We start from the raw sequence: 25,781 nt of genomic DNA on the forward strand, positions 1-25,781 counted from the left end.
GAAACCTAAGGATCCCTCCGATCGTCGGCCATCGACAGCTGTCACGCATCCGTGCCACATATCTCAGACAGATGTATGAAGAGCTCTGGAGAATGCGGGAGAATGCCCGGGTGACGTCGGAATTCAAGGGTGACTACCAGGAGCTGGTCGACGAGATCTCGGAGCTCCTGGGCGCCCCCGCGACGCTGGAGAACCGGGACTTCGAGCTGATCGCCTTCGGGGCCTACGACAGCGAGGACGAGCTCGACGCGTCGGCCCTGGACCCCGTGCGCGCCCGCTCGATCCTGACGCGCCGCTCCACGTCGGCCGTGCGGACCTGGTTCGAGGGCTTCGGCATCACACGCGCCACCGGGCCGGTACGGATCCCGCGCACTCCGGAGGCGGGGGTGTACCGCGGACGAATCTGCCTGCCGGTACGCCACCGGGGTGTCGTACGGGGCTACGTCTGGCTCCTGGACGACGATCCCGGGCCCACGGACCAGCAGCTGACGGCCGCGATGGAGGTGGCCGCCCGGATCGGCGCGCTGCTCGCGGACGAGGCGCAGCACGGAGCCGACCTGAGCCGGGAGCTGCGGGCCGCGCTGACCGCCGAGCGCGGCTGGCAGGGCGACATGGCGATCGCCGAGCTGCGCACGGCCCTCGGCCCGCGCGCGGACGGCGTCCATACGGTCGTCTGCGTGGCCCCGTGGCCCTCGGCCGACCCCGACGACGCCCCGTCGGTGCGGACGGTGCCGCACGCGACCGCGCTGTGCACGGTGCCGTGGGGCGCCTCGGGGCAGAGCCTGGCCGTGCTCGTACGGCTGCGCTCGCCCGAGGTGCGCACGGCGGCGCAGGCGGCGGCGTCCCGGCTGCTGAAGGAGACCCCGGCCGCCCGGCCGCCCAGGAAGGGCGGGGCACAGGTGGCGGCCGGTCTCGGCGAGCCGCGCACCGGCCTCGCGGAGCTGGGCACGGTGTGGCAGGAGGCGTCGGCCGCGGCTCGCGCCGCCCTCGCGGAACCGCGGCTCGGCCCGGTGGCGGAGTGGTCGCTCATCGGCCCGTACCGCCTGCTGACCTCGCTGTCCCCGCAGCCGGTCCAGGACCCTGTCATCGCCCCGCTCCTCTCCCCCGCCCAGCAGGAGCTCGCCCGCACCGCCGAGGTCTACCTCGACTGCGCGGGCCAGGCCGGCCGCACGGCAGCGGAGCTGGGCATCCACCGCCAGACCCTGTACTACCGCCTCTCCCGCGTCGAGCAGCTCACGGGCCTGGACCTCGACGACGGGGAGGACCGGCTGCTGCTGCACATGGCGCTCAAGGGGGCGCGGCTGTAGCCGGGGCCGGTCAGCGCGAGGTGATGGCGGTGAGGGCGTCGTGGAGGGTGCCGTCGCCGGGCGGTCCGGCGCTCCAGCGGGCGGCGATGTGGCCGTCGGGGCGGACGAGCAGCGCTCCCTGCGGGGGCAGGTCCCACTGGTCGGTGTGCTCGGCGGGCAGCGTCTCTACGCGCAGCGGCCAGGGCGGGGTGGCGGGTGACCGCCAGTCGGCGGGGGCGGAGGTGAGCAGGGTGAACCACTCGCCGAACGCGTCGAGGGTGGAGCGGCCGTCGGTGAGCCAGAGGTGCGGCACCCGGTGGCCGGGTTCGGCCGTGGGGACGTAGGTCGTGCCCGTCTCCGGCGGCATCGTCGCCTTGCCGTCGCCGGTCAGGACGGCGCCGGAGCGGTAGGCGACGCCGAGCACCAGGCCGAGTTGCGCGAAGTACTGTTCCGACCAGGGCGGTTCGATGCGGTCCGGTATCTGTCCGGGGCCCGCGCCGAGTTGTTCGCGGCGCACGTCCTGCACCTGGAACATCATCTTGGAGTTCTCCAGCGCCTGGCCGAGCGTGCGGTGGGCGACGGGCCGCCGTTCCTTCTCGTAGCTGTCCAGCAGGGCGGGTCCGGCCCAGCCGCGCAGCACGCCCGCCAGTTTCCAGCAGAGGTTGTGCACGTCGGCGACGCCGAGGTTCATGCCGAGCCCGCCGGCGGGCGGGATCGCGTGCGCGGCGTCGCCGGCCAGCAGGGTCCGGCCGCGCCGGAAGCGTTCGGCGACGAAGGCGTTCACCGACCAGTGCTGCACGCGCAGGACGTCGACCTTCGCTTCGGCTCCGAGTGAGCGCGCGACGAGGCGGGGCCAGTCGGTGCCGTCGGGGTCCTCGGGGGTGGGCGTGAACCAGGCCCAGCCGCCCTCGGGGTACAGCGGCAGGAAGGACCCCTGCGAGGTGAGGTAGACGCCGGCGGGCTGCCGGGCGGACCAGTGGCCGAGGTCGGCGTCGAAGACGACGGTGGTGACGCGGCCGACCGCGCCGGGGCCCTCGGTGCCGATGCCGAGCCGTTCGCGGACGGTGGAGTTGGCGCCGTCGGCGGCCAGTACGTATCGCGCGCGGACGCGGGTGTGCTCGCCGCTGCCGCGGTCGGCGAGCCGGGCCACGACGCTCCCGTCCTCCTCGGCCAGGTCGAGGAGTTCGACCCCGAACCGCACGTCGGAGGCGGCGGCGCCGAGCAGGGTGGGCTCCAAGCGGTCCTGCGAGGTGACCACGCCGGTCACCGGGCTCTCCGGCACGGGCCCGTTGACCCCGATCATCGCGGCCGAGGCGAAGTCGGGGGCATGCAGCGTGTCCCGGAAACGGATGCGGCCGTACTCCGGCGCGAACGCGGCCGCCGTGACCCGCTCGGCGAGTTCGAGCTGCCGGAAGATCTCCATCGTGCGCACGTTGATCAGCCGGGACCGCGGGAACGGCGACAGTTCACGGTGCTTCTCGACCAGCAGGGTCCGCACGCCCCAGCGTTCGAGCAGCGCCCGGGCGGTGAGCCCGACGGGCCCGCCGCCGACGATCAGAACCTCCGCCCCGGCGTCCGCCCCGGGCATGTCGGGCTGCATGGGATCCATCATCCGCGCGCGGCGCACGACCGCAACGACAGACGATGGCGCGAGCCGCTGCGGTCTGCGGAACCGACCGCCCCCGACTCACTTCCTCGTGGCCGCCTCGATGACCTGACGCAGCCCTTCGGTGAGCTGTTCCGCGCCGGGGGCGGTCTTCGGGTCGAAGTGCCACTGCGCGATGAGGCCCGTCATCAGGGTCACGTAGAACACGCCGAGGGTGTCCACGACGTCTTCCGGGACGTCCTCCTCCCGTCCGCCCATGAGCAGCGGGATCAGCCCGCGCGCGGCCTCCCGCTGGGCCGCCGCCAGATGGTCGCGGAGCTCGGGCAGCTGATCGCCCATGACGACGATCTCCATGCTGAGCCGCCACATCGAACCGGGTGCGCGCATGGTGCCGATGATGTTCGACCACACCTCCTGGAATCGTTCGGCCGAGCCGGGCTCGGTGGTGAGCCCGGTGGCCCCGTCGCCCTCGAAGGCGTCGCCCATCCCCTCGACCAGCGATACGTACGCCTGCGCGAGCAGCGCGTCCTTCGAGCCGTAGTGGTAGCCGATCGAGGCGAGGTTGGTCCCCGACTCCTTGACGATGTCCCGTGCCGTCGTGCGCGCGAAGCCCTTTTCGAGCAGGCAGCGCTTGGCGCCCTCCAGCAGATCCTCACGGTGTCCCATGCGACCACCCTACCGCCGATTCATACAACCGTCCCATACGAGCGTCTTATACAAGCGTTCTAGACAAGCGTTTAAGACGCGCGTACATTCACCGTCATGACAACGAACCCGACGGGCACCACCTCTTCGCCGGCCCGTGCCGGCCGCCGCGAATGGACCGCGTTCGGCGTGCTGATGCTGCCGCTGCTGCTGGTCTCGATGGATGTCTCGGTCCTCTACTTCGCGATCCCGGCGATCAGCGCGGACCTGGAGCCGAGCGGCACCCAGCAGCTGTGGATCTTCGACATCTACGCGTTCGTCCTGGCCGGACTGCTGATGACGATGGGCTCGCTCGGCGACCGCATCGGCCACCGCCGGCTCCTGCTGATCGGCGCCGCCGCCTTCGGCACCGCCTCACTGGCGGCGGCGTACGCGAACAGCGCCGAGATGCTGATCGCGGCCCGCGCGCTCCTCGGCATCGGCGGCGCGACCCTGATGCCGTCGACGATGGCCATGACCCGCACGATGTTCACCGACCCCGGCCAGCGCGCGAAGGCGATCGGTCTGTGGTCCGGCGTGATGACGGCCGGGATCGCGCTCGGTTCGGTGATGAGCGGGCTGCTGGTCGAGTACTTCTGGTGGGGCTCGGTCTTCCTGGTCAACCTGCCCGCGATGGCGCTCCTGCTGCTCCTCGGCCCGATCATGCTCCCCGAGTGGCGCAACCCCGAGCCCGGCCGCTTCGACTGGCTGAGCGTCCCGCTGTCGATGGCGGCCGTGCTCCCCGTGATCTACGGCCTGAAGGAGATCCCCTCCGAGGGCTGGAACGTCCGGTACGTCGTCTCGATCACCGTCGGCCTGCTGTTCGCGGCCCTCTTCGTGCACCGCCAGCGCACGGCGGCCTCGCCGATGATCTCCCCGGCCCTGTTCCGCGGCCGCGGCTTCGCCCCCTCGGTCGCCCTGAACCTCGTCTCCGCGTTCGGCATCATGGGCTCGGCGTACTTCACCACGCAGTACCTCCAGTCGGTGCTCGGCAAGAGCGCCCTGGAAGCGGCCCTGTGGGCGCTGCTGCCGTCGGTGCCGATCGGCGCGGCGGCCCCGGTCGCGACCCACCTGGTGCAGAAGGGCGTCAACCGCGGCTACGTCGTCACCGGGGGCTTCCTGATCGCCGCGTCCGGCTTCGGGGTGCTGTCCCTCGCGGGGACGGACTCGATGGCGCTGGTGCTGGTCGCGTGCGCGGTCCTCGCCGTCGGCGGCGTCGTGGTGATGTCCCAGATCATGGACCTGGCGATGGGCACGGCCCCGCTGGAGCGGGCGGGCTCCGCGTCCTCCCTGATGGAGACCGGCGGCGAGTTCGGCGGGGCGCTCGGCATGGCGGTGCTCGGTTCGATCGGCACGGCGATCTACCGCCACGAGATGCCGAGCTCGGCCCCGGAGGCCGCCCGCGAGACGCTGGGTGGAGCACTGGCGGTCGCCGACCGCACCCCTGGCCTGGCCACTGCCGCGCGGGAGGCGTTCACCAGCGGGATGCAGGGCGCGGCGATCGCGGGTGCGGTGCTGCTGGCGGGAGCGGCGGTGCTGGCGGCCGTCACGCTGCGGCGGGTCGAGGTCCGGGAGCAGACATGCGAAACGCCGGACGAACCGAGCAAGCTCAGTCCGTCCGGCGTCTGAGTGCGATCAGACCAGGTTCACGGAGCGGGCCGAGGTCGCGCCGATCTCCTCGGCCACCTCGGTCAGCACCGCCTGCGTCACCGTGTCGTCGACGGTGAGGACGGCCAGCGCCTCGCCGCCGGCGACCGCACGCGACACCTGCATGCCGGCGATGTTGATCCCGGCCTCGCCGAGGATGCGGCCGACGGTGCCGACGACACCGGGACGGTCCTCGTAGCGCAGCACGGCCATGTGGTCGGCCAGCGCGAGGTCCACGTCGTACTCGCCGACCGCGACGATCTTCTGGAGGTGCTTGGGGCCGGCCAGCGTGCCGGAGACCGACACCTCCTCGCCGTCCGCGAGCGTGCCGCGCACGGTGACGACGTTGCGGTGGTCGGTCGCCTCCGAGCTGGTCGTCAGCCGCACCTCGACACCGCGCTCCTGGGCGAACAGCGGGGCGTTGACGTACGACACGGTCTCGTCGACCACGTCCTCGAAGACGCCCTTGAGGGCGGACAGCTCCAGCACCTTCACATCGTGCTGGGTGATCTCGCCGTACACCTCGACGTCGAGGCGGACCGCGACCTCACCGGCGAGCGCCGTGAAGATACGGCCGAGGCGCTCGGCGAGCGGCAGACCCGGCTTGACGTCCTCGGCGATGACGCCGCCCTGGACGTTGACCGCGTCCGGGACCAGCTCACCGGCGAGCGCGAGGCGCACCGACTTGGCGACGGCGATACCGGCCTTCTCCTGCGCCTCGTCAGTGGAGGCGCCGAGGTGCGGAGTGGAGACGACCTGGTCGAACTCGAACAGCGGGGAGTCCGTGCAGGGCTCCTTCGCGTACACGTCGAGTCCGGCACCGGCGACCCGGCCCTCCTTGAGGGCGGAGTACAGCGCCTCCTCGTCGACGATCCCGCCGCGCGCGGCGTTGACGATGCGCACGCTCGGCTTGACCTTGCGCAGCGCCTCGTCGCCGATCAGGCCGAGGGTCTCGGGGGTCTTGGGCAGGTGGACGGTGATGAAGTCGGAGACCTCGAGCAGCTCGTCCAGCGTCAGCACCTTCACGCCCATCTGCGCGGCGCGCGCGGGCTGCACGTAGGGGTCGTAGGCGACGACCTTCATGCCGAAGGCGGACATGCGCTGCGCGACGAGCGCGCCGATGCGGCCGAGGCCGACGACACCGAGGGTCTTCTCGGCGAGCTCCACGCCCGTGTACTTGCTGCGCTTCCACTCGCCGTTCTTCAGCGCGGCGTTGGCCTGCGGGATGTTGCGGGCGGTGGCGAGCAGCAGACCGCAGGCGAGCTCGGCGGCGGTCACGATGTTCGAGGTGGGGGCGTTGACGACCATCACGCCGGCCTTGGTGGCGGCGGAGACGTCGACGTTGTCCAGGCCGACGCCAGCTCGCGCGACGACCTTGAGCTTCTTGGCCGCGGCGATGGCCTCGGCGTCGACCTTGGTGGCGGAGCGGACCAGGATCGCGTCCACGTCGGCGATGGCGGGCAGCAGCTCGGCCCGGTCGGCGCCGTTGCAGTGCCGGATCTCGAAGTCCGGACCAAGGGCGTCCACGGTCGCGGGCGACAGCTCTTCAGCGATGAGTACGACGGGTTTCGAGCTCACGTGAGTCCTCACAAGTCCAATGCGGACGGCCGTCCCGACGGCCGCAGGCGGTGGAGGGTGTCGCGACCCGGAGGGCCGCTTGAGCCGCGTGGAAGACGCACGACGCTGTGGGCCTGACGCGTATGTAGTACGGCAGTGTAGTGGCGCTGCGGTAGTCGTCCTGCGCCTCTTCGGAAGGATCACCCGTCCGTGATGCGACGGGATGGACAACGGGACCGGAGCGCCATGCTCCGGTCCCGTCGGCCGAGGCTTACGCGTCCTCGTTGACCCAGCTCATGAGCTTGCGCAGCTCCTTGCCGGTGGTCTCCAGCAGGTGCTCGGAGTCCTGCTGCTGGTACTCGTTGTACTTCTTCAGACCGCCGTGGTACTCGTCCATCCAGGCCTGGGCGAAGGTGCCGTCCTGGATCTCGGCGAGGACCTGCTTCATCTCGGCCTTGGTGGCGTCGGTGATGATCCGCGGGCCGGTGACGTAGTCGCCCCACTCGGCGGTCTCGGAGATCGACCAGCGCATCTTCTCCAGGCCGCCCTCGTACATGAGGTCCACGATCAGCTTCAGCTCGTGCAGGCACTCGAAGTACGCGATCTCCGGCTGGTAGCCGGCCTCGGTCAGCGTCTCGAAACCGGCCTTGACCAGGGCGGCCGTACCACCGCAGAGGACGGCCTGCTCACCGAACAGGTCGGTCTCGGTCTCCTCGGTGAAGGTCGTCTTGATGACGCCGGCGCGGGTGCCGCCGATGCCCTTGGCGTACGACAGGGCGAGCGCGAAGGCGTTGCCCGACGCGTCCTGCTCGACGGCCGCGATGCAGGGAACGCCGCGGCCCTCCTCGTACTGGCGGCGCACCAGGTGGCCCGGGCCCTTCGGGGCGACCATGCAGACGTCCACGCCGGCCGGGGGCTTGATGAAGCCGAAGCGGATGTTGAAGCCGTGCCCGAAGAACAGGGCGTCGCCGTCGTTGAGGTTGTCCTTGATGGACTCCTCGTAGACCTGGGCCTGGATCGGGTCCGGCACCAGGATCATGATGACGTCGGCCTCGGCGGCGGCCTCCGACGGCGTCACCACGCGCAGGCCCTGCTCCTCGGCCTTGGCCTTGGACTTGGAGCCCTCGTGCAGACCGACACGCACGTCGACACCCGAGTCACGGAGCGACAGCGCGTGGGCGTGGCCCTGGCTGCCGTAACCGATGACCGCGACCTTGCGGCCCTGGATGATGGACAGGTCGGCGTCGGCGTCGTAGAACAGCTCGGCCACTTTGGGTTCTCTCCTTGTGTGCAGGTGTTGCGTCCCACCGTATGACGGCGGGGGGAAGGGAAGTTTCGGGGTCTCGCCATACGGGCGGGATCCGGACGGCCGGTGTCACCCGACCGTCCGAACGCGCCCTATGCCGAGCGGTCGAGCGCGCGCAGCGAGCGGTCCGTGATCGAGCGCGCGCCGCGGCCGATCGCGATGGTGCCGGACTGGACGAGTTCCTTGATGCCGAACGGCTCCAGCATCTTCAGCATGGCTTCCAGCTTGTCACTGGAGCCGGTGGCCTCGATGGTGACGGCCTCCGGGGAGACGTCGACGGTCTTGGCACGGAACAGCTGGACGATCTCGATGATCTGGGAGCGCGTCTCGTTGTCGGCGCGCACCTTCACCAGGACGAGTTCGCGCTGAACGGCCGAGCCCGGCTCCAGCTCGACGATCTTCAGCACGTTGACGAGCTTGTTGAGCTGCTTCGTCACCTGCTCCAGCGGCAGGTCGGCGACGCTCACCACGATGGTGATGCGGGAGATGTCGGGGTGCTCGGTGACGCCCACCGCGAGCGAGTCGATGTTGAAGCCGCGGCGGGAGAACAGGGCGGCGATCCGGGCGAGGATGCCCGGCGTGTTCTCCACCAGGACGGAGAGCGTGTGCTTGGACATGGTCTTTTACGTCTCTCTCGCTCAGTCGTCTTCGTTGTCGCCGAAGTCGGGGCGCACGTCCCGGGCGGCCATGATCTCGTCGTTGGAGGTGCCGGCGGCGACCATCGGCCACACCATGGCGTCCTCGTGGACGATGAAGTCGACGACGACCGGGCGGTCGTTGATGGAGTTCGCCTCTTCGATGACCTTGTCGAGGTCGGCGGGGTTCTCGCAGCGGATCGCGTAGCAGCCCATGGCCTCCGACAGCTTCACGAAGTCGGGGACGCGGGTGCCCCTGGCCTCCGGGTTGACGTCGTCGGGCCCGGAGTGCAGGACGGTGTTGGAGTAGCGCTGGTTGTAGAAGAGGGTCTGCCACTGGCGGACCATCCCGAGGGCGCCGTTGTTGATGATGGCGACCTTGATCGGGATGTTGTTCAGGGCGCAGGTGGTGAGCTCCTGATTGGTCATCTGGAAGCAGCCGTCGCCGTCGACCGCCCAGACGGTCCGGTCCGGGACCCCGGCCTTGGCGCCCATGGCCGCGGGGACCGCGTAGCCCATGGTTCCGGCGCCGCCGGAGTTCAGCCACGTGGCCGGCTTCTCGTACTGGATGTAGTGCGCGGCCCACATCTGGTGCTGGCCGACGCCGGCCGCGAAGACCGTGCCCTCGGGGGCGAGTTGGCCGATGCGCTCGATGACCTGCTGCGGGGACAGCGAGCCGTCCTCGGGCTGGTCGTAGCCGAGCGGGTAGGTGTCCCGCCAGCGGCTGAGGTCCTTCCACCAGGCGGTGTAGTCGCCCTTGTGGCCCTCGGCGTGCTCCTTCTGGACGGCCTGGACCAGGTCGGCGATGACCTCGCGGGCGTCACCGACGATCGGCACGTCCGCCGCGCGGTTCTTGCCGATCTCGGCCGGGTCGATGTCGGCGTGGACGATCTTGGCGTACGGGGCGAAGCTGTCCAGGTTGCCGGTGACGCGGTCGTCGAAGCGGGCTCCGAGGGCGACGATCAGGTCGGCCTTCTGCAGCGCGGTGACGGCGGTGACCGCACCGTGCATGCCCGGCATTCCCACGTGCAGCGGGTGGCTGTCGGGGAATGCGCCGAGCGCCATCAGGGTGGTGGTGACGGGCGCTCCGGTGAGTTCGGCGAGGACCTTCAGCTCGGCGGTGGCGCCGGCCTTGATCACACCGCCGCCGACGTAGAGGACGGGCCGCTTGGCCTGGGTGATCAGCTTGGCGGCCTCGCGGATCTGCTTGGCGTGCGGCTTGGTGACGGGCCGGTAGCCGGGCAGGTCCATGACGGGCGGCCAGGAGAAGGTGGTCTTCGCCTGGAGGATGTCCTTGGGGATGTCGACCAGGACCGGTCCCGGGCGGCCGGTGGCGGCGATGTGGAACGCCTGCGCGATCGCCCGGGGGATGTCCTCCGCCTTGGTGACCAGGAAGCTGTGCTTGGTGATCGGCATGGTGATGCCGACGATGTCCGCCTCCTGGAAGGCGTCCGTACCGATCGACTTGGAGACGACCTGACCGGTGATCGCCACGAGCGGCACCGAGTCCATCATCGCGTCGGCGATCGGCGTCACCAGGTTGGTGGCACCGGGGCCGCTGGTCGCCATGCAGACGCCGACCTTGCCGGTGGCCTGCGCGTAACCGGTGGCCGCGTGTCCGGCGCCCTGCTCATGGCGGACCAGCACGTGACGCACCCGCTTGGAGTCCATCATCGGGTCGTACGCCGGAAGGATGGTGCCCCCGGGAATGCCGAATACCGTGTCGGCGCCGACCTCCTCGAGCGAACGGATGAGGGACTGCGCACCCGTGACGTGCTCGGGGGCGGACTGGTGTCCTCCGGATCGGGGCCGCGGCTGCGGATGATGGGCCCCGGAGGCCTGCTCGGTCATCGGCATTCTCTTCTCGATGCTGAGGGTTTTTGCGAAGTTTGAGCGGAGTTTCGATGCTGCACGACTGGCGCCTGTGCAACAAAAAACCCCTCGTGCCGTAAGGCAAGCGAGGGGAGCGCGTCGGTGGTGGTTGCTGGGAGTTCCGGGTCTGTCCGGACGTCACCAGCTTCAGCCGACGCGCTTTCCAAGTACGAGAATTCGGGTGCGCATGGCACTGACCCTCCCCCCGGCGCGCACCCGGTGTCAAGTGGGTGGGACGGGAGTCTCATTATGTGAACGCAGGGCACTGCCGCCTCCGAGAACAGCGGGGACACCACTGGTGTACACCGCCGTGCCCCCGCCGGCGAACGCGGGCTCCGCCGGCCCGTGCGGCACCGGATAGTGGCCGGAACTGAGCGCCCGGCGCAGCCGGTACTCGTCCAGCGGCCCGGAGAACGCCATGCCCTGCCCGTGGGTGCAGCCCATCGACCGCAGTGCGACGACCTGCTCGGGCAGGTCCACGCCGTCGGCCACGGACTGGAGCCCGAGGTCGCCGGCGATCCGCAGCAGCCCGCTGGTGATCTTGTGCAGCCGCGCCGACTCGACGACGCCCTCGACCAGCCCGCGGTCGAGCTTGAGCACGTCGACGGGGAGTCTGCGCAGCGCGGTGATCGCGGCGTACCCGCTGCCGAAGCCGTCCAGGGCCACCCGGACGCCGAGTCTGTGCAGGCCGCTCAGACGGCGCTCCAGGTCATCCAGCGCGATCCGCGGGTCGAGGTCGGACAGCTCGACGACCAGCGACCCGGACGGCAGCCCGTGCCGGGTCAGCAGCGCCTCGATCGAGCCGAGCGGCATCGACCGGTCCAGCAGCCGGCGCGCGCTCATCCGGACCGCGATGGGCACGGCGAGCCCGGTCGCGGTGCGCTCCGCGGCCTGCTCGACGGCCTCCTCCAGCATCCAGCGGCCCAGCTCGGCGGTCTTGTCGCTGTCCTCGGCCACCCGCAGGAACTCGGCGGGCGTGAACAGCACCCCTTGCGAGGACCGCCAGCGCGCCTGGGCGGCGACTGATGTGATCCGGCCGTCCTCCAGGCACACCACCGGCTGGTGCAGCAGCGCGAACTCGCCGTCGTGCAGCGCGGCACGCAGCCGCGTGGCCAGCTCCGCCTTGCGTACGACGTCCTGCTGCATCTGCGGTTTGTACAGCTCGACCCGGCCCTTGCCGCCCGCCTTCGCGCGGTACATGGCCAGGTCGGCGTTGCGCAGCAACTCCCCCGCGCCGAGGCCCGGTTCGGCGAAGGCGACGCCGATGGAGGCGTTGACCCGGACATCGTTGCCGTCGATGAGGTACGGCTGGGACAGGGTCATCCTGAGGCGGTCGGCGAGCTCCAGGATGTGCCGTTCACGGGCGGTGCGGTCCCGGGTGTTGTCCCCGACGATCAGGGCCGCGAACTCGTCGCCGCCCAGCCGGGACGCGGTGTCGCCCTGCCGGACCGCCTCCTGGAGTCGGCGGGCGGCCTGGACGAGCAGCTCGTCCCCGGCCTGGTGCCCGATCGTGTCGTTGACGCCCTTGAAGCCGTCGAGATCGATGAACAGGACGGCGGTGTTGCGCAGGGCGAGGCCGCGGTCGGAGGCCCGGCGGCCGGACAGGGCGTGCTGGACCCGCTTGGTGAACAGAGCCCGGTTGGGCAGGTCGGTGAGCGGGTCGTGCTCGGCGTTGTGCTGGAGCTGCGCCTGGAGGCGCACTCTCTCGGTCACGTCCCGGCTGTTGAAGATGAGGCCGCCGTGGTGTCGGTTGACGGTCGACTCGACGTTGAGCCAGCCTCCCCCGCTCTCGGCTCCGCTCGAGCGGGAGGTGCCCCCATCCCCGGACCGGAAACGGCACTCGATGCGCGTAGTGGGTTCCTCGAGCGGGCTGGCGGCGAGGAAGCGGCGCACCTCGTGCACCACGCAGCCCAGGTCCTCCGGGTGGATGAGATTGGCCAGTTCCGATCCCACCAGATCCTCGGCGGTGCGGCCGTAGACCCCGGCGGCGGCCGGGGAGACGTACCGGAGGATGCCGTTGGGTGCGGCGATCATGATGACGTCGCTGGAGCCCTGCACCAGGGAGCGGAAGTGGTTCTCCTTCTGCGCCAGTTCCTGGGTGAGGGTGATGTTGTCGAGCAGCATGATGCCCTGGCGCACCACGAGCGCCAGCACGACGGTGCCGCCGGTGATGAGCACCACGCGGTCGACGCTGCGGCCGTTGAGGACGTTGTAGAGGATCCCCAGGGTGCACACCGCGGCGGCGAGGTACGGCGTGAGCGCGGCCAGGGAGCCCGCGATCGGCCGGGTGACCGGGTACCGGGTGTGATCACCTCCCTGTGCGGGGTTGGGGTGATGGCCCCCGCCGCGCTGTCCGGGCAGGTGCTCGTGGACCACGCGCGTGTGCCCCGTCGAGCCGTGCCGGTCGCACTCCTCGGAGCCGTGCCGGGGCGTGGCCCACGGGGCGTACGCCAGGAGCAGGGAGCCGGCGAACCAGCCCGCGTCGAGCAGTTGGCCGGAGCGGTAGCTGTTGTGCAGCAGCGGCGAGGTGAACAGGGCGTCGCACATCACGGTCAGGGCGAGCGCGCCGATCGCGGTGTTGACCGCGGTGCGGTTGGCCGAGGAGCGCCGGAAGTGCAGCGCGAGCACCATGCTGACCAGTGCGATGTCGAGCAGCGGGTAGGCCAGCGAGAGCGCGGTGTGGGACACGCTCGCCCCGCCGCCGGCGTCGATCTTGGCGGCCTGGGCCAGGGCGAGGCTCCACGCCAGCGTCAGCAGCGAGCCGCCGATCAGCCAGGCGTCCAGCCCCAGGCAGACCCAGCCCGCCTTGGTCACCGGGCGCTTGGCGAGCACCAGGAGTCCCACGATGGCGGGCGGCGCGAAGCACAGGAAGAACCCGTCGGCGTACGAGGGGCTGGGGACGGGGCGCTCCAGGACGACCTCGTACCACCCCCAGACCAGGTTGCCGAGGGCCGCCATGGCCGAGGAGAGGGCGAACAGCAGCCATGCGGGTCGAAAGCGGATACGGCGGCTTCTGGCGTAGCGGAAGCAGGACACGGCGGCCGCTGCCGCCGCTGCCGCCAGCCCGAAGTCGCCCATGATCAGCGCCAGTTGCTCCGAACCCCAGCCGAGCGCAGAACCGACGGCGTATCCCGCGCACACCAGGGCCAGGGTCACTTGCGGGAACAGTCCCGAGCCATTGCCGCTCGACGAGGGACGAGGCAGCGTCACAGCCGACGGCCGCTGTGCCCGCAGCGCTCCGTCGAGCGTCGTCGTGGGGGGCGGTGGCGAGCTCACCGGTCCCTCCCGGTCCGTGCCGCTCGCGGCTCCCGAGGGTCCCGTTGCACCGGGTGCGCCTGCCGCCTGCGGCTGTTGTGCCTGCGCTGGTGATGGTTGTGACGGCAGCCGTGGATGCCGTGGTGGCCGCGTCTGCGCGCGGCAGCTCGCCAGGGTCGCCGCCGGCGGCCCCGTCGCGTCGGATCGCTCGTCCATAGGCCGTGCATCGCCCGTCGCCCCCCTCACAAATCTGAAATGTCCATCCCCGGCGCCCCAAGCTGCGCGGCGCTGCCCCTGTCGGGACGATACACCAGTCTCGTCACTCAGGGACATAGCACCTCTACGCTCCGTGACGACCAGCGCATATGCGAGTACGCACCGCTTCCGTGGGGTTGCGGACCGTACTCGAACCGGATTATGGGCTTGTTACGCGCGACACGCGCGGCGTCTTGGCGATACTCGACCCGTGAGCGTCACGTGTGCGTCGCGCCCGTCGTAAGGATCACGTTGCGCAACGGCTCCCGGTTCACGTAACGACTCAACTGGTCCACCAGCAACCGCTTGGCGCGCGGCAGGAACGCGGACGTCGGACCGCCCACATGAGGGCTGATCAGCAGGCCCGGGGCCCGCCACAGGGGGTGCTCGCGCGGCAGCGGCTCGGGGTCGGTGACGTCGAGGGCCGCGGTGATGCGCCCGGTCTCCAGTTCGGCGAGCAGCGCCTTGGTGTCCACCACGCCGCCGCGGGCGACGTTGACCAGCAGCGCGCCCTCCTTCATACGGGCGAGGAAGCCGGCGTCGACCAGGTGACGCGTGGTTTCCGTCAAGGGCGTGGACAGGATGACGACGTCGGCTTCCGGAAGCAGAGCGGGCAGTTCGGTGAGCGGATGCACTTCACCGCGCGCCGTGGTGCGCTGCGAGCGCGCAACGCGCGCCACCCGCGCGACCTCGAACGGAGTGAGCCGGTCCTCGATGGCGGCACCGATCGAGCCGTATCCCACGATGAGGACGTTCTTGTCCGCCAGCGCGGGACGGAAGCCGCCGAGCCACTCCCCCCTGTCCTGCGCCCGCACGAAGTCGGGGACGCCGCGCAGCGAGGCGAGGATCAGGGTGAGCGTGAGCTCGGCGGTGCTCGCCTCGTGCACCCCGCGCGCGTTGCACAGGCGTACGCCGGGACGCAGGTGCTTGAGGCCCGGCTCGACGTGGTCGGTGCCGGCGGAGAGCGTCTGCACGACCTCCAGGTGCGTCATCCGAGGCAGGGGACGCTGTCCGAGCCCGGGCGGCTTCATGTACGGGACGACGTAGAAGGCGCACCGGGCCGGCTCCGCGGGGAATTCCTCGGCGCCGTTCCAGAAGTGGTAGGCGGGGCCCTCGGGCAGACCTTCGATGTCTTCCGGCGGGATGGGGAGCCACACGTCAGCAGTCATGGTCAGGAGGCTAGAGCCTTCCGGCGGGTCAGGCCGAGGAAAGGTATCGGCACCCGATCGTCGCTGGTGAGCGGGGCGGGGTGCCCGCGGCCCCGGCAGCACCCGTCGGGCGGCCCCTAGGTCGGGCGAACCGGAGCGCAGAGGTTAGGTTGGGGTGCCGGAAGAGGGAGGGTTACGGCCAGGTGGAGCGCAGGACGATCGGCGCGGCGGCACTCGCGGTGGGAGCCGTCGGGCTCGGGTGCATGCCGATGAGCTGGGCCTACAGCTCGTCGCGGCAGCGGGGCGAGGAGTCGGTCAGGGCGGTGCACCGGGCGCTCGATCTCGGCTCGACGCTGCTGGACACGGCCGACATGTACGGCCCGTTCACCAACGAGCTATTGGTGGGGCGGGTGTTGAAGGAGCGCCGGCAGGACGCGTTCGTGTCGACCAAGGTCGGCCTGCTCGTCGGCGAACAGCACATCGTGGCCAATGGCCGCCCCGGCTATGTGAAACGGGCCTGCGACGCGTCCCTGCGACGCCTCCAGACGGACGTGATCGACCTCTACCAACTGCACCGCGCCGACCCCGAGGTCCCCGTCGAGGAGACGTGGGGCGCGATGGCGGAGCTCGTCCGGGCCGGAAAGGTACGGGCGTTGGGGTTGTGCGCGGTGGGCGCGCGGGGTGGCCGCCGGCTCGGCACCCGTCTGCACGACGCGACCATCCGGCAGTTGCAGCGGGTGCAGCAGGTCTTTCCGGTGAGCGCTGTGCAGGCGGAGCTGTCGGTGTGGTCGCCCGAGGCGCTGGAGGCGCTGCTGCCGTGGTGCGATGCCCGCGGGATCGGCTTCCTGGCGGCGATGCCGCTGGGCAACGGCTTCCTCACCGGCACGCTCACCCCGGGCCAGGGCTTCGAGCCGGACGACGTACGGGCCCGGCACCCACGGTTCACCGCGGAGATGATGGCGTCGAACCAGCCGATCGTGGCGGGCCTGCGCCGTGTCGCGGCCCGGCACGGCGAGGAGGTCACACCGGCGCAGGTGGCGCTGGCGTGGGTCCTCGCCCAGGGCCGGCACGTCGTCGCGACACCGGGCACCAAGCAGGAGCGCTGGGTGACGCAGAACGCGGGCGCCGAGGCGCTGCGGCTGTCCGCGGAGGATCTGGCCGAGGTGGCGGAGCTGCCGGGGGCACAGGGATCCTGGGACTGAGGCCGCGAGGGTTCCGCGGCCCCGGCACGCGACTGTCGGGGCGGCGCAGATCCGAGGTTCACGGATCGGGAACCTCTGAGGCGCGAGCGGTGTAAGAACAGTAGAACCCGCCGCATCGAAGGGACCGTGATCGTGCAACGTCGAGCTGTGTCGGCCGTATTGGCCGCGGCCGCACTCCTGCTGACGGCCGGCTGCTCCTCCGGCGACGGGGACTCGCCGGACAAGGGCGGAGACCGGGCGCCGAGCGGGACCACGGCCCCGCCCACCCGTCAGGCCGCCGAGACCCCACCGGCGAAGGGCACGGTCAAGGTGGTGCGCACGGTCGCCGAGGGCCTGAACACCCCCTGGGGCCTGGCCCCGCTCCCCGACGGCGACCTGTTCGTCTCCTCCCGCGACGACGCGACGATCACCCGTGTCGACGGCGAGACCGGCAAGAAGACCGAGCTGGGCGAGGTCCCGGGGGTCTCCCCGGCGGGCGAGGGCGGCCTCATGGGCTTGGCACTCTCCCCGGACTACGCCTCCGACCACATGATCTACGCGTACTTCACCTCGGCCTCGGACAACCGCATCGTCCGCATGGTGTACGACGAGCAGCGGGCGGCCGGTGATCAGCTGGGCGCACCCGACACGATCTTCAAGGGCATCCCCAAGGGCTACATCCACAACGGCGGCAGAATCGCCTTCGGCCCGGACAAGATGCTCTACGCGGGCACGGGCGAGAGCGGTGACACGGGCCTGTCCCAGGACAAGAAGTCCCTGGGCGGCAAGATCCTGCGGCTGACTCCGGAGGGCGAGCCGGCGCCGGGCAACCCCTTCCCCGACTCCCCCGTGTACTCCTACGGCCACCGCAATGTGCAGGGCCTGGCCTGGGACTCCAAGCAGCGTCTGTTCGCCTCCGAGTTCGGCCAGGACACCTGGGACGAGCTGAACGCGATCAAGCCGGGCGACAACTACGGCTGGCCGGAGGCCGAGGGCAAGTCGGACGACAGCGAGTTCCACAGCCCCCTGGCCCAGTGGGGCACCGACGACGCCTCCCCCAGCGGTATCGCCTACGCCGAGGGCTCGGTCTGGATGGCCGGCCTGAAGGGCCAGCGCCTGTGGCGCATCCCCCTGAACGGCACGGAGGCCTCGGCGGACCCCCAGGCTTTCCTGGAGGGTGAGTACGGCCGACTGCGGACGGTCGTCGCGGCCGGCGGCGACAAGCTGTGGCTGGTGACCAGCAACACGGACGGGCGGGGCGACCCCAAGGACGAGGACGACCGGATCCTGGAGCTCCAGGTGACCTGAGCGGCGCCGGCTCCTGGCTATGCCTTGCCGTCGGCTCCCTCTGCGCCCTCGGCCCCTTCGGCCTCGTCCCCCTCGGGCGACGGCTCGGGCGGGCGCACGACGACCTTCCCGGAGGCGAGGTCTATCGGACCGCGTCCGGGGTCGTTGTCGCCGACGTCCTCGCGGGTCAGTTCGAGGCGGTTCTGTTCGTCGCGGGTGTGCTTGCGGCCGGGGGCGAAGAGTTCCTCGAACGCGTTGAACACGGAGCCTCCCGGAGTCGACGTCCCTTACAGCGTATGCCTCAGCCGCTCGTCCCCGAGGTGAGCGTCTCGGCCGGAAAGAGCCCCAGCCGGTGGGCCACGGCGGCGGCCTCGCCCCGCCCCGAGACGCCGAGCTTGCCGAGGATGTTCGACACATGGACGCTGGCCGTCTTCGGGGAGATGAAGAGTTCCTCGGCGATCTGGCGGTTGGTGCGGCCGGCGGAGACCAGGCGCAGGACGTCCCGCTCGCGGGTGGTGAGGCCGAGGGAGTCGGCGGGGTCGGCCGTGGGCGGGTGCGGGGCCGCGGTGAGGCTGAGGCGGGCCCGCTGGGCCAGATGGGCCGCGGCGTCGGCGAGCGGGCGGGCGCCGAGGTGGGTGGCGGTGGCCCGGGTGAGGCGGAGCAGTTCGGTGGCGCGGGCTCGTTCGTCGTCGCCGCCGACGGCGAGCAGGGACTCGGCCAGGCGGTGGCGGACCTGGGCGAGGTCGTAGGGGCGTTCCAGGGCCTCGAAGGCGGTGACCACGTCGGACCAGGTGTCGGTGGTGGTGCGGCCGTCGGCCCGGTCGAGTTCGGCCCGGGTCCACTTCTCGTACGCCAGCCATACGGGGGCGCCGGTGGTGAGTTTGCGGACGGCTTCGAAGAGGCGTTGCAGGAAGGCGGCGCGGCCCTCCTGTGCGGTGGGCAGCGCTTGGGCGCGGGCGTCGGACTCGGCGACGGCGGCGGCCAGCAGGACCGGCCAGGCGTAGCGGTGGGTGCCGGGCGGGAAGCCGGCGTCCAGGGCCCGGTCGGCCTCCGCGCGGGCGTCCAGGAGGCGGCCCTCGGCGGCGGCCGTGCCCAGGGCGAGGAGGGACATCGGCAGGTTGTTCTGGGGCATGGGGTCGTGGGTGCCGTAGGAGGCGCGGGCGGCGGCGAGATGGCGGGTGGCCTCGGCGATCTCCCCGCGGGCGAGGGCGAGTTGGGCGAGGCGGTTGGAGGCGCCGCCGTGCGGCTTGGCTGACTGTCCCGTGCGCTGGGCGTTCACCGCAGCCTCGGCGGCCTCGTCCCACTGGCCCAGGGAGATCAGCGACTCGGCGAGGTTCGTCCACATCCAGGCCTCGGAGTCGCGCAGGCCCCACTCCTGGGTGAGGCGCAGGCCCTCGCGCAGGATGGCGACGGCCTCCTGCGAGCGGCCGATGCCTTCGAGGGCGGATGGGAGGTTCACATGGCTGCGGCCCACGACCGTGGTGAGGCCACGGGTCAGTACCTCCTTCTTGACCTCGTGCATCTGGGCCAGTCCGGCGTCGATCTCACCGGCGTCGACCATGAGGCCGCCGAGGGTGAGGCGCGCGTTGAGTTCGATGTCCTCGGCGCCCACCATGCGGGCGTACTCGACGGCGCGCTCGGCGGCCGACATGGCGTCGGGGCCGGGGGCACGCAGCATCGACCAGTTGGCCGCGGTGGCCAGCACCTCGGCGTGCACCTCGGACGGCGGCAGGCCGCGCACCAGCTCCTGGGCGGTGCCGAGCTCCTTCCAGCCGTCACCGCGGGCCATGGCCTGCATCAGCCGGGAGCGCTGGACCCAGAACCAGGCGGCGCGCAGGGGCTCGCCGTCGTCCTCCAGCAGGTGCAGTGCCCGCTTGGTGATCTTCAGGGCGCGTTCGCGTTCTCCGCAGCGCCGGCCGGCGACGGCTGCCTCGGCCATCAGGTCCAGGTAGCGCAGCGGGGTGGTGGCGGGGTCGCAGCCGCAGGGAGGGTAGACCTCGGTGTAGTCGACGGGGCGCAGCGTGGCGCGGATGTCCTCGGGGGCGGAGTCCCAGAGCTCCATCGCGCGTTCCAGCAGCCGCAGTTGCTCGGAGTGGGCGTGCCGGCGGCGGGCGGTCACGGAGGCGTCCAGGACGGCGGGGAGGGCCTTGGCGGGGTCGTGGGCGTGGTACCAGTAGCTGGCCAGCCGCATGACGCGCTCGCCGGCCGGGACGAGCGTCGGGTCGGCCTCCAGGGCCTCGGCGTAGCGGCGGTTAAGGCGGGAGCGTTCGCCGGGCAGCAGGTCGTCGCCGACGGCCTCGCGGACCAGGGAGTGCCGGAAGCGGTAGCCGTCGTCGCCGGGCGCGGCGATGAGGATGTTGGCGCCGACGGCGGCACGCAGTGCCTCGATGAGGTCGTCCTCGGCGAGCTGGGCGACGGCCGCCAGCAGCCGGTACTCGACGGTGGAGCCGCCCTCGGCGACGATCCGGGCGACCCGCTGGGCGCTCTCGGGCAGCCTCTCGACACGGACCAGGAGCAGGTCGCGCAGGGAGTCGGTGAGGCCGGTGCAGCTGCCCTCGTGGGCGGCGACGGCGAGTTCCTCGACGAAGAAGGCGTTGCCGTCGGAGCGTTCGAAGATCTCGTCGACCTGGGCCGGGTCGGGTTCGTGGGCCAGGATGCCGGCGATCTGGCGGCCGACCTCGGCGCGGTTGAAGCGGCCGAGTTCGATCCGGCGGACGGTGCGCAGCCGGTCGAGTTCGGCGAGGAGGGGGCGCAGCGGGTGGCGGCGGTGGATGTCGTCGGAGCGGTAGGTGGCGAGGACGATCAGGCGGCCGGTGCGCAGGGTGCGGAAGAGGTAGGCGAGGAGGTGGCGAGTGGAGGCGTCGGCCCAGTGCAGGTCCTCCAGGGCCACGACGACCGTGCGGCCCGCGGCGACGCGTTCCAGCAGGCGGGCGGTGAGTTCGAAGAGGCGGGCCATGCCCTCCTCGTCGGAGCGGTCGGGTCCGCCGGAGGGGGTGCTCTCGCCCAGCTCGGGGAGCAGTCTGGCCAGTTCTTCCTCCTGCCCGGCGGCCGCTGCGGCCAGTTCGTCGGGCAGTTCGCGGCGCAGGGCGCGCAGCGCGGTGGAGAACGGGGCGAACGGCAGGCCGTCGGCGCCGATCTCGACGCAGCCGCCGAGCACGACGACGGCGCCCTCGCGGGCGGCGGCGGACGCGAACTCCTCGACGAGCCGAGTCTTGCCGACCCCCGCCTCACCGCCGAGCACCCATGCCTGCGGCTCGCCCGCGGCGGCACGGGCGAGCGCGTCGTTCAGGATCTCCAACTCGGCCGTACGGCCGACGAACACGGGACTTACGGACCTGCTCTCCACGGGGGCGAGCATCGCACGCGGCACCGACAGGAGGGCACCGGTTTTCGCCGGGCCCGGCGCGATGCCGGCGGGGGTACGGGGGCTGCCGCCCCCGTACCCCCGCTTCGGCCCTGAACGGGCCTCGTCCTCAAGCGCCGGACGGGCTGAGATCGCCTGGACCGGCTTCGAGCCGTGCGGCACGGCATCGATCGGCGGCCCGGGACCGCCGTCGGCCGTCACGCGGCGCGTGGAGGCCGGTGCCTGTGGAGGCGGGACGTATCGGACTCGGGCTCCGCGGCGGCCCGGGCGGCGCGTTCCTGGCGGCGGGCCGCGCGGCGGCCACGGACCACCTCGCGGACCAGGCGCTCGTGCTCGGCCCGGCGGATCAGTTCGGCGGAACGGATGTGGTGGAGTTCGTACCCGTACATGGTCGATTCCTCGTTTTCCCTGGTGAGAGGTGGTTTCCTGCGTCGCTTTCCGCGATGCCTCAACCTTCCTCTCCCAGGGGGGTCCGCCACATCGGGAGAGTTCCGCATCTTGGCCCGCCGTAGGGGCCTCAGACATGCGTAAGGGGCCTCAGGGCGCCGTCTAAGGTGCTTACGGCGGCTCTGAGGCCCCTTCGGACCTGCGGTGACTCAGCCTGCTGAGGGCAGGCCGAGCAGTGCGTCGGTGTACTTGAGGACGGCCAGCAGGAGGCCGATGACGCCGAGTGCGACGCCGCCCCACGCGACCGACTTGATCCACACGGCCTGCGGCTTGCCGGGCGCCCCGAACGCGGGACGGGCCAGCACCACGACGCCGACGATCAGCGCGGCCAGCGCGAACACGCCGGCCCACAGCGCGGAGGTCTGCCAGGCGTCGCCGTAGACCTCCTTGATCTGCTGGGACACGCTCGCGTTGGAGGCGGTCTCCAGCTGGCCGATGAGGGTCTCGCGCGCGGCGGCGACCGTCCCGATCCAGCCGCCGGTCAGGGAGACGAGGCCGAGCGCCGCGGAGACGACCGCTCCGGCGCCCTGGCCGACGGCGGCGGGGGCCGCTTCCGTCGCCTCGGCGGCCACCTCCTCATCGGTGTCTTCGGTCTCCGCCGCCTCGTCGGCAGCGGTGGAGTCGGTGGCGTCGACCGTCTTGGTGACGTCCACCTTCTCCTCGTCGTTCTTCGCGTCGGTGCCCGTCTCGGCCCCGGTCTCGTCCACTGTCTTCGTTCCCATGCCTCGCACCGTACGGACGCTGTCTGAGAGCTTTCTTAATGATCCTTGTGAGCGGCACGCGCGCGTGCCTGACGCCACTCGGGGGCCAGAATCGACCACACCTCGAGGTCGTGCCGCACCCCACGATAGGGGTAGCTCTCCCTGCGCACGCCCTCACGGGTCAGGCCGAGCCGTCGTGCCACGTTCAGGCTCGGCGTGTTCCCGGCGGCGGCGATCCACTCGACGCGGTGGATACCGCGCCGCTCGATCGCGAAGTCGATGAGCACGTGCATCGCGCGGGTGACGAGCCCGCGCCCGGTGCCGGCGGGTTCCAGCCAGCAGCCGACCTCGCAGTTGGCGTTCGCGGCGTCGAAGTTCAGGAACAGCACCCCGCCGACCAGCTTCCCGTCCAGCCACAGGCCGTGCAGTGATCCGGTGTCGGCGGCGCGCATGTCGGCGTAGCGCTGGAGCGCCTCGCGTGCGGAGTCCACGTCCGTGGCCTGCGCCCCGAAGGGGATGTACTGGTTGATGAACTCCCGGCCACGCTCCAGGTGGGCCAGGAACTCCTCGGCGTGCCAGGGCTCCAGCGGGCGCAGTTCGGCTCCGTCGTCACCCAGCGATATCGCGTACATCCCGCTGTCGCTCCTCCTCGGCCAGCACGTCCGCCACCTCGGCGTCCGTCGCGGCGGCCAGCCTCTCATGGGCGGCGCGGGACTCGGGCGGCTCGATGCTGATGCGGGGCATGCGCCGGTCCAGCCAGCGCGGCAGCCACCAGTTCGCGCCGCCGAGCATGTGCATGAGGGCGGGGACGAGGAGCGTGCGCAGGACGAAGGCGTCCAGGGCGACGGCTGCGGCCAGCGCGATGCCGAACATGGCGATCACGCGGTCGCCGCTGAGGACGAAGGCGAGGAAGACCGAGATCATGATGACGGCGGCGGAGTTGATCACCCGGCTGGTCTCGGCGAGGCCGACCCGGACGGCGCGCCGGTTGTCGCCGGTCTCCAGCCACTCCTCGTACATCCGGCTGACCAGGAAGACCTGGTAGTCCATCGACAGGCCGAAGAGCACCGAGACCATGATCACCGGCAGGAACGGTTCGATCGGGCCCGCGCGGCCCAGCCCCAGCAGTTCGCTGCCCCAGCCCCACTGGAAGATCGCGACGACCACCCCGAAGGCGGCGGCGACGGCGGCCACGTTCATCGCGGCGGCCTTCAGCGGTATGCCGACCGAGCGGAAGGCGAGCAGGAGCAGCAGACAGCCAAGACCGATGACGACGCCCACGAACAGCGGCAGCTTGCCGACGATCACGTCGGCGAAGTCGTCGTAGCCGGCGGTCATGCCGCCGACCTGCACATCGAGCGAGGTGCCGGTCTCGGCGCGGGGCAGGACGTCGCCGCGCAGCCGGTCCACGAGGTCGCTGGTCTGCTGCGACTGCGGGGAGGACTCGGGTACGACGGTGAGGTACGCGGTGTCGCCGCCGGCGTTGTAGGTCACCGGGGTCACCGACGCGACGCCGTCCGTGTTGCGCAGAGCGGCGTCGAGGTTGTCCAGGGCGAGCTTGTCGTCGCCGCCGTCGACCTCGGTGACCAGGGTGAGCGGGCCGTTCACGCCGGGTCCGAAGCCGTCGCCGAGGAGGTCGTAGGCCTGGCGGGTGGTGGCGGTCTGCGGGCCGTTGCCCTGGTCGGAGGTGCCCAGGCGCAGCCCGAGGGTGGGCAGCGCGAGGACCGTGATGACGGCGAGGGCGATGGCGCCGAGCGCCTTCGGGTGGCGCTCCACGAACGCCGACCAGCGCGCGGCGAACCCGGTGGGCACCTCGGGCTCGGGACCGTGCTCGGCCAGCCGGCGCCGCTCGCGGCGGCTGAGGGCGCGCATGCCGATGAACGACAGCAGGGCGGGCAGCAGGGTCACGGAGGCGGCGACCGTGAGGACCACGGTCAGCGAGGCGGCGATCGCGACACCGTTGAGGAAGCTCAGCCTGAGGATCAGCATCCCGAGGAGGGCAATGCACACCGTCGCTCCCGCGAACACCACCGCCCGTCCGGTGGTCGCCACCGCGTTCGTGATCGACTCGGTGACGGACAGCCCGCGTTTCAGTCCGCGCCGGTGTCTGGTGACGATGAACAGGGCGTAGTCGATGCCCACGCCCAGCCCGATGAGCATCCCGAGCATCGGCGCGAAGTCGGCCACCGTCATGGCGTGCCCGAGGAGGGCGATGCCGGCGTACGCGGTGCCGACGCTGACCAGGGCGGTGGCGATGGGCAGCAGGGACGCGGCGAGCGAGCCGAAGGCGAGGAACAGCACGACCGCGGCGACGGCCACGCCGACGATCTCTGCGATGTGCCCGCCGCTCGACTCGGTGAGTCCGATGGCGCTGCCGCCCAGCTCCACCTGGAGCCCGTCGGTCCCGGCGTCCTTGGCCGTGTCGACGACCGCCTGCGCCTCGCCCTGGTCGATGTTCTCGGCGCTGTCGTCGAAGGTGACGGTGGCGTACGCCGTGTGCCCGTCCTCGCTGATCTGGGCGGAGCCCGGCTTGTCGTAGGGGCTGCCGACGGCCGCGACGCCGGGCAGTTCGGCGATCTCGTCCAGGGTCCGCGTCATGGTCTGTTCGACGTCGGTGGCGCGGACGGTGCCGGACGGGGTGTGCCAGACGACGGTGTCGCTGTCGCCGCCCAGGCCGGGGAAGCCGTCCTGAAGGAGCTGGGTGGCACGGCCGGACTCGGTGCCCGGGACCTCGTAGTCGTTCGAGTACGCGGTGCCCGTCACGGCGGCGGCCGCGGTCACCCCGCCGAAGGCGACGAGCCAGAGCAGTACGGCGACGAGGCGGCGTTGGACACACCAGCGTGCTAGAGCTGCCACGAACGTGCTCCCGGGGGGCGATTTATGGATCTTTGACCGGGATCAGTTGTTCAGGGAGTGAACAGCCCGCAAAGAACGCATGAGCGATGTGAAGCAAACTCTCGCAGGCGGGAGAGATCGTTTGCCCTGTTCGTGGGGTTATTCACAGGAGTGGGAGGCAGATCACAGGACAGTAACGGCCACTCTGTCGTTGCCGAGTGGCAACTGTCACATCAGTCGAACTGGTCCCCGAGCGCCATCACCATCACTCCGGCCACGAGCACCCACAGGGCTCGCCGGGTGCGCCCCCGGGAGCCGAGGAACGCGGCGAACGCACAGAAGCCGGCCCCGAAGGCATAGGCGGCCGGGACGAGCGCCGGAGCCGAGCCCGTGACCCGCAGCACCGCGGCGGCCAGCCCGGCGAGAGCCAGCAACGCCCCGCTCCCGGCGGCCGTCCAGCGGGCCCGCCGCGCCACGTCCTCCGGATCGTCGAGGTCCTCAAGATCCTCAAGGTTCTCGATCCCCTCGACGTCCTCGACGTCCTCGACGTCCTGGCCACTCTCGGCGTGCTGCTCCTCCCCCGTTTCGGATATCTCGGAATCACCGCGTCCACTCATGGCGGGCGAGCGTAGCGCGTCGGGCGGCACGCCGCCGCCGACCTGGGCAGGCGCATGGTTTGAGCGTCGGACCGAGCTCCTCCGTATCCCTTTCCGCT

General features: G+C 71.3%; 19 protein-coding genes. 4 read left to right on the forward strand and 15 right to left on the reverse strand.

Features of this window, described 5'->3' with window-relative positions; genetic code table 11:
* Positions 1-92 precede the first annotated feature (92 nt).
* Positions 93-1,307, forward strand: a complete 1,215-nt coding sequence (locus CP983_RS13065; protein ID WP_189749099.1) for a PucR family transcriptional regulator — start codon at positions 93-95, stop codon at positions 1,305-1,307.
* Positions 1,308-1,317: 10 nt separating this feature from the next.
* On the opposite strand, the gene CP983_RS13070 is transcribed toward CP983_RS13065, so the two are convergent.
* Both CP983_RS13070 and CP983_RS13075 read right to left on the reverse strand, forming a co-directional pair.
* Positions 1,318-2,886 carry an FAD-dependent monooxygenase gene (locus CP983_RS13070; RefSeq protein ID WP_229915070.1) on the reverse strand — a complete coding sequence of 523 codons (1,569 nt, stop codon included), beginning with the start codon at positions 2,884-2,886 and terminating at the stop codon, positions 1,318-1,320.
* A gap of 87 nt (positions 2,887-2,973) precedes the next feature.
* Complete coding sequence (locus CP983_RS13075) at positions 2,974-3,558, reverse strand: TetR/AcrR family transcriptional regulator (protein ID WP_107902514.1); 585 nt, start codon at positions 3,556-3,558, stop codon at positions 2,974-2,976.
* 96 nt (positions 3,559-3,654) lie between these two features.
* Here CP983_RS13075 and CP983_RS13080 point away from each other — a divergent pair, with 96 nt between their 5' ends.
* On the forward strand, positions 3,655-5,205 hold the full coding sequence (locus tag CP983_RS13080; RefSeq protein ID WP_150499695.1) for an MFS transporter: 1,551 nt from the start codon (positions 3,655-3,657) through the stop codon (positions 5,203-5,205).
* 6 nt (positions 5,206-5,211) lie between these two features.
* Here CP983_RS13080 and serA read toward each other — a convergent pair whose 3' ends face one another.
* From serA to CP983_RS13110, 6 genes are all read right to left on the reverse strand, one after another.
* Complete coding sequence (serA, locus tag CP983_RS13085) at positions 5,212-6,801, reverse strand: phosphoglycerate dehydrogenase (protein ID WP_107902516.1); 1,590 nt, start codon at positions 6,799-6,801, stop codon at positions 5,212-5,214.
* A gap of 250 nt (positions 6,802-7,051) precedes the next feature.
* Positions 7,052-8,050, reverse strand: a complete 999-nt coding sequence (gene ilvC, locus CP983_RS13090; RefSeq protein WP_150499696.1) for a ketol-acid reductoisomerase — start codon at positions 8,048-8,050, stop codon at positions 7,052-7,054.
* A 128-nt stretch (positions 8,051-8,178) separates the two neighbouring features.
* Positions 8,179-8,703, reverse strand: a complete 525-nt coding sequence (gene ilvN, locus CP983_RS13095; protein WP_030051183.1) for an acetolactate synthase small subunit — start codon at positions 8,701-8,703, stop codon at positions 8,179-8,181.
* 21 nt (positions 8,704-8,724) lie between these two features.
* On the reverse strand, positions 8,725-10,572 hold the full coding sequence (locus CP983_RS13100) for an acetolactate synthase large subunit (protein WP_030948366.1): 1,848 nt from the start codon (positions 10,570-10,572) through the stop codon (positions 8,725-8,727).
* 243 nt (positions 10,573-10,815) lie between these two features.
* Positions 10,816-13,869, reverse strand: coding sequence for a putative bifunctional diguanylate cyclase/phosphodiesterase (locus CP983_RS13105; RefSeq protein WP_167537695.1), 3,054 nt, complete (start codon positions 13,867-13,869; stop codon positions 10,816-10,818).
* A 452-nt stretch (positions 13,870-14,321) separates the two neighbouring features.
* Positions 14,322-15,272, reverse strand: coding sequence for a 2-hydroxyacid dehydrogenase (locus tag CP983_RS13110; RefSeq protein ID WP_150499698.1), 951 nt, complete (start codon positions 15,270-15,272; stop codon positions 14,322-14,324).
* A gap of 182 nt (positions 15,273-15,454) precedes the next feature.
* On the opposite strand from CP983_RS13110, the gene CP983_RS13115 reads away from it, so the two are divergent.
* Both CP983_RS13115 and CP983_RS13120 read left to right on the forward strand, forming a co-directional pair.
* A complete protein-coding gene (locus CP983_RS13115) occupies positions 15,455-16,453 on the forward strand; it encodes an aldo/keto reductase (RefSeq protein WP_107902520.1) in 999 nt (332 codons plus the stop codon).
* A gap of 147 nt (positions 16,454-16,600) precedes the next feature.
* Positions 16,601-17,740, forward strand: a complete 1,140-nt coding sequence (locus tag CP983_RS13120) for a PQQ-dependent sugar dehydrogenase (protein WP_167537696.1) — start codon at positions 16,601-16,603, stop codon at positions 17,738-17,740.
* Positions 17,741-17,757: 17 nt separating this feature from the next.
* On the opposite strand, the gene CP983_RS13125 is transcribed toward CP983_RS13120, so the two are convergent.
* From CP983_RS13125 to CP983_RS13155, 7 genes are all read right to left on the reverse strand, one after another.
* Positions 17,758-17,982 (reverse strand): DUF6191 domain-containing protein, encoded by a 225-nt coding sequence (locus tag CP983_RS13125; RefSeq protein WP_107902525.1) that lies wholly within the window; start codon positions 17,980-17,982, stop codon positions 17,758-17,760.
* Positions 17,983-18,020: 38 nt separating this feature from the next.
* A complete protein-coding gene (locus tag CP983_RS13130) occupies positions 18,021-21,077 on the reverse strand; it encodes a helix-turn-helix transcriptional regulator (RefSeq protein ID WP_150506572.1) in 3,057 nt (1,018 codons plus the stop codon).
* A 203-nt stretch (positions 21,078-21,280) separates the two neighbouring features.
* Positions 21,281-21,472 (reverse strand): hypothetical protein, encoded by a 192-nt coding sequence (locus CP983_RS13135; protein ID WP_107902529.1) that lies wholly within the window; start codon positions 21,470-21,472, stop codon positions 21,281-21,283.
* 207 nt (positions 21,473-21,679) lie between these two features.
* Complete coding sequence (locus tag CP983_RS13140) at positions 21,680-22,252, reverse strand: hypothetical protein (RefSeq protein WP_150499700.1); 573 nt, start codon at positions 22,250-22,252, stop codon at positions 21,680-21,682.
* Between the two features lie 35 nt (positions 22,253-22,287).
* Positions 22,288-22,863: a GNAT family N-acetyltransferase gene (locus CP983_RS13145; protein WP_107902533.1), complete on the reverse strand. Its 576-nt coding sequence runs from the start codon at positions 22,861-22,863 to the stop codon at positions 22,288-22,290.
* A complete protein-coding gene (locus CP983_RS13150; RefSeq protein ID WP_125524352.1) occupies positions 22,841-25,087 on the reverse strand; it encodes an MMPL family transporter in 2,247 nt (748 codons plus the stop codon). Before CP983_RS13150 ends, CP983_RS13145 begins: the two co-directional genes overlap by 23 nt.
* A gap of 212 nt (positions 25,088-25,299) precedes the next feature.
* Positions 25,300-25,683, reverse strand: coding sequence for a hypothetical protein (locus tag CP983_RS13155; RefSeq protein WP_150499701.1), 384 nt, complete (start codon positions 25,681-25,683; stop codon positions 25,300-25,302).
* Positions 25,684-25,781: the final 98 nt, after the last annotated feature.

This window comes from Streptomyces chartreusis (assembly GCF_008704715.1).
Taxonomy (GTDB): domain Bacteria; phylum Actinomycetota; class Actinomycetes; order Streptomycetales; family Streptomycetaceae; genus Streptomyces; species Streptomyces chartreusis.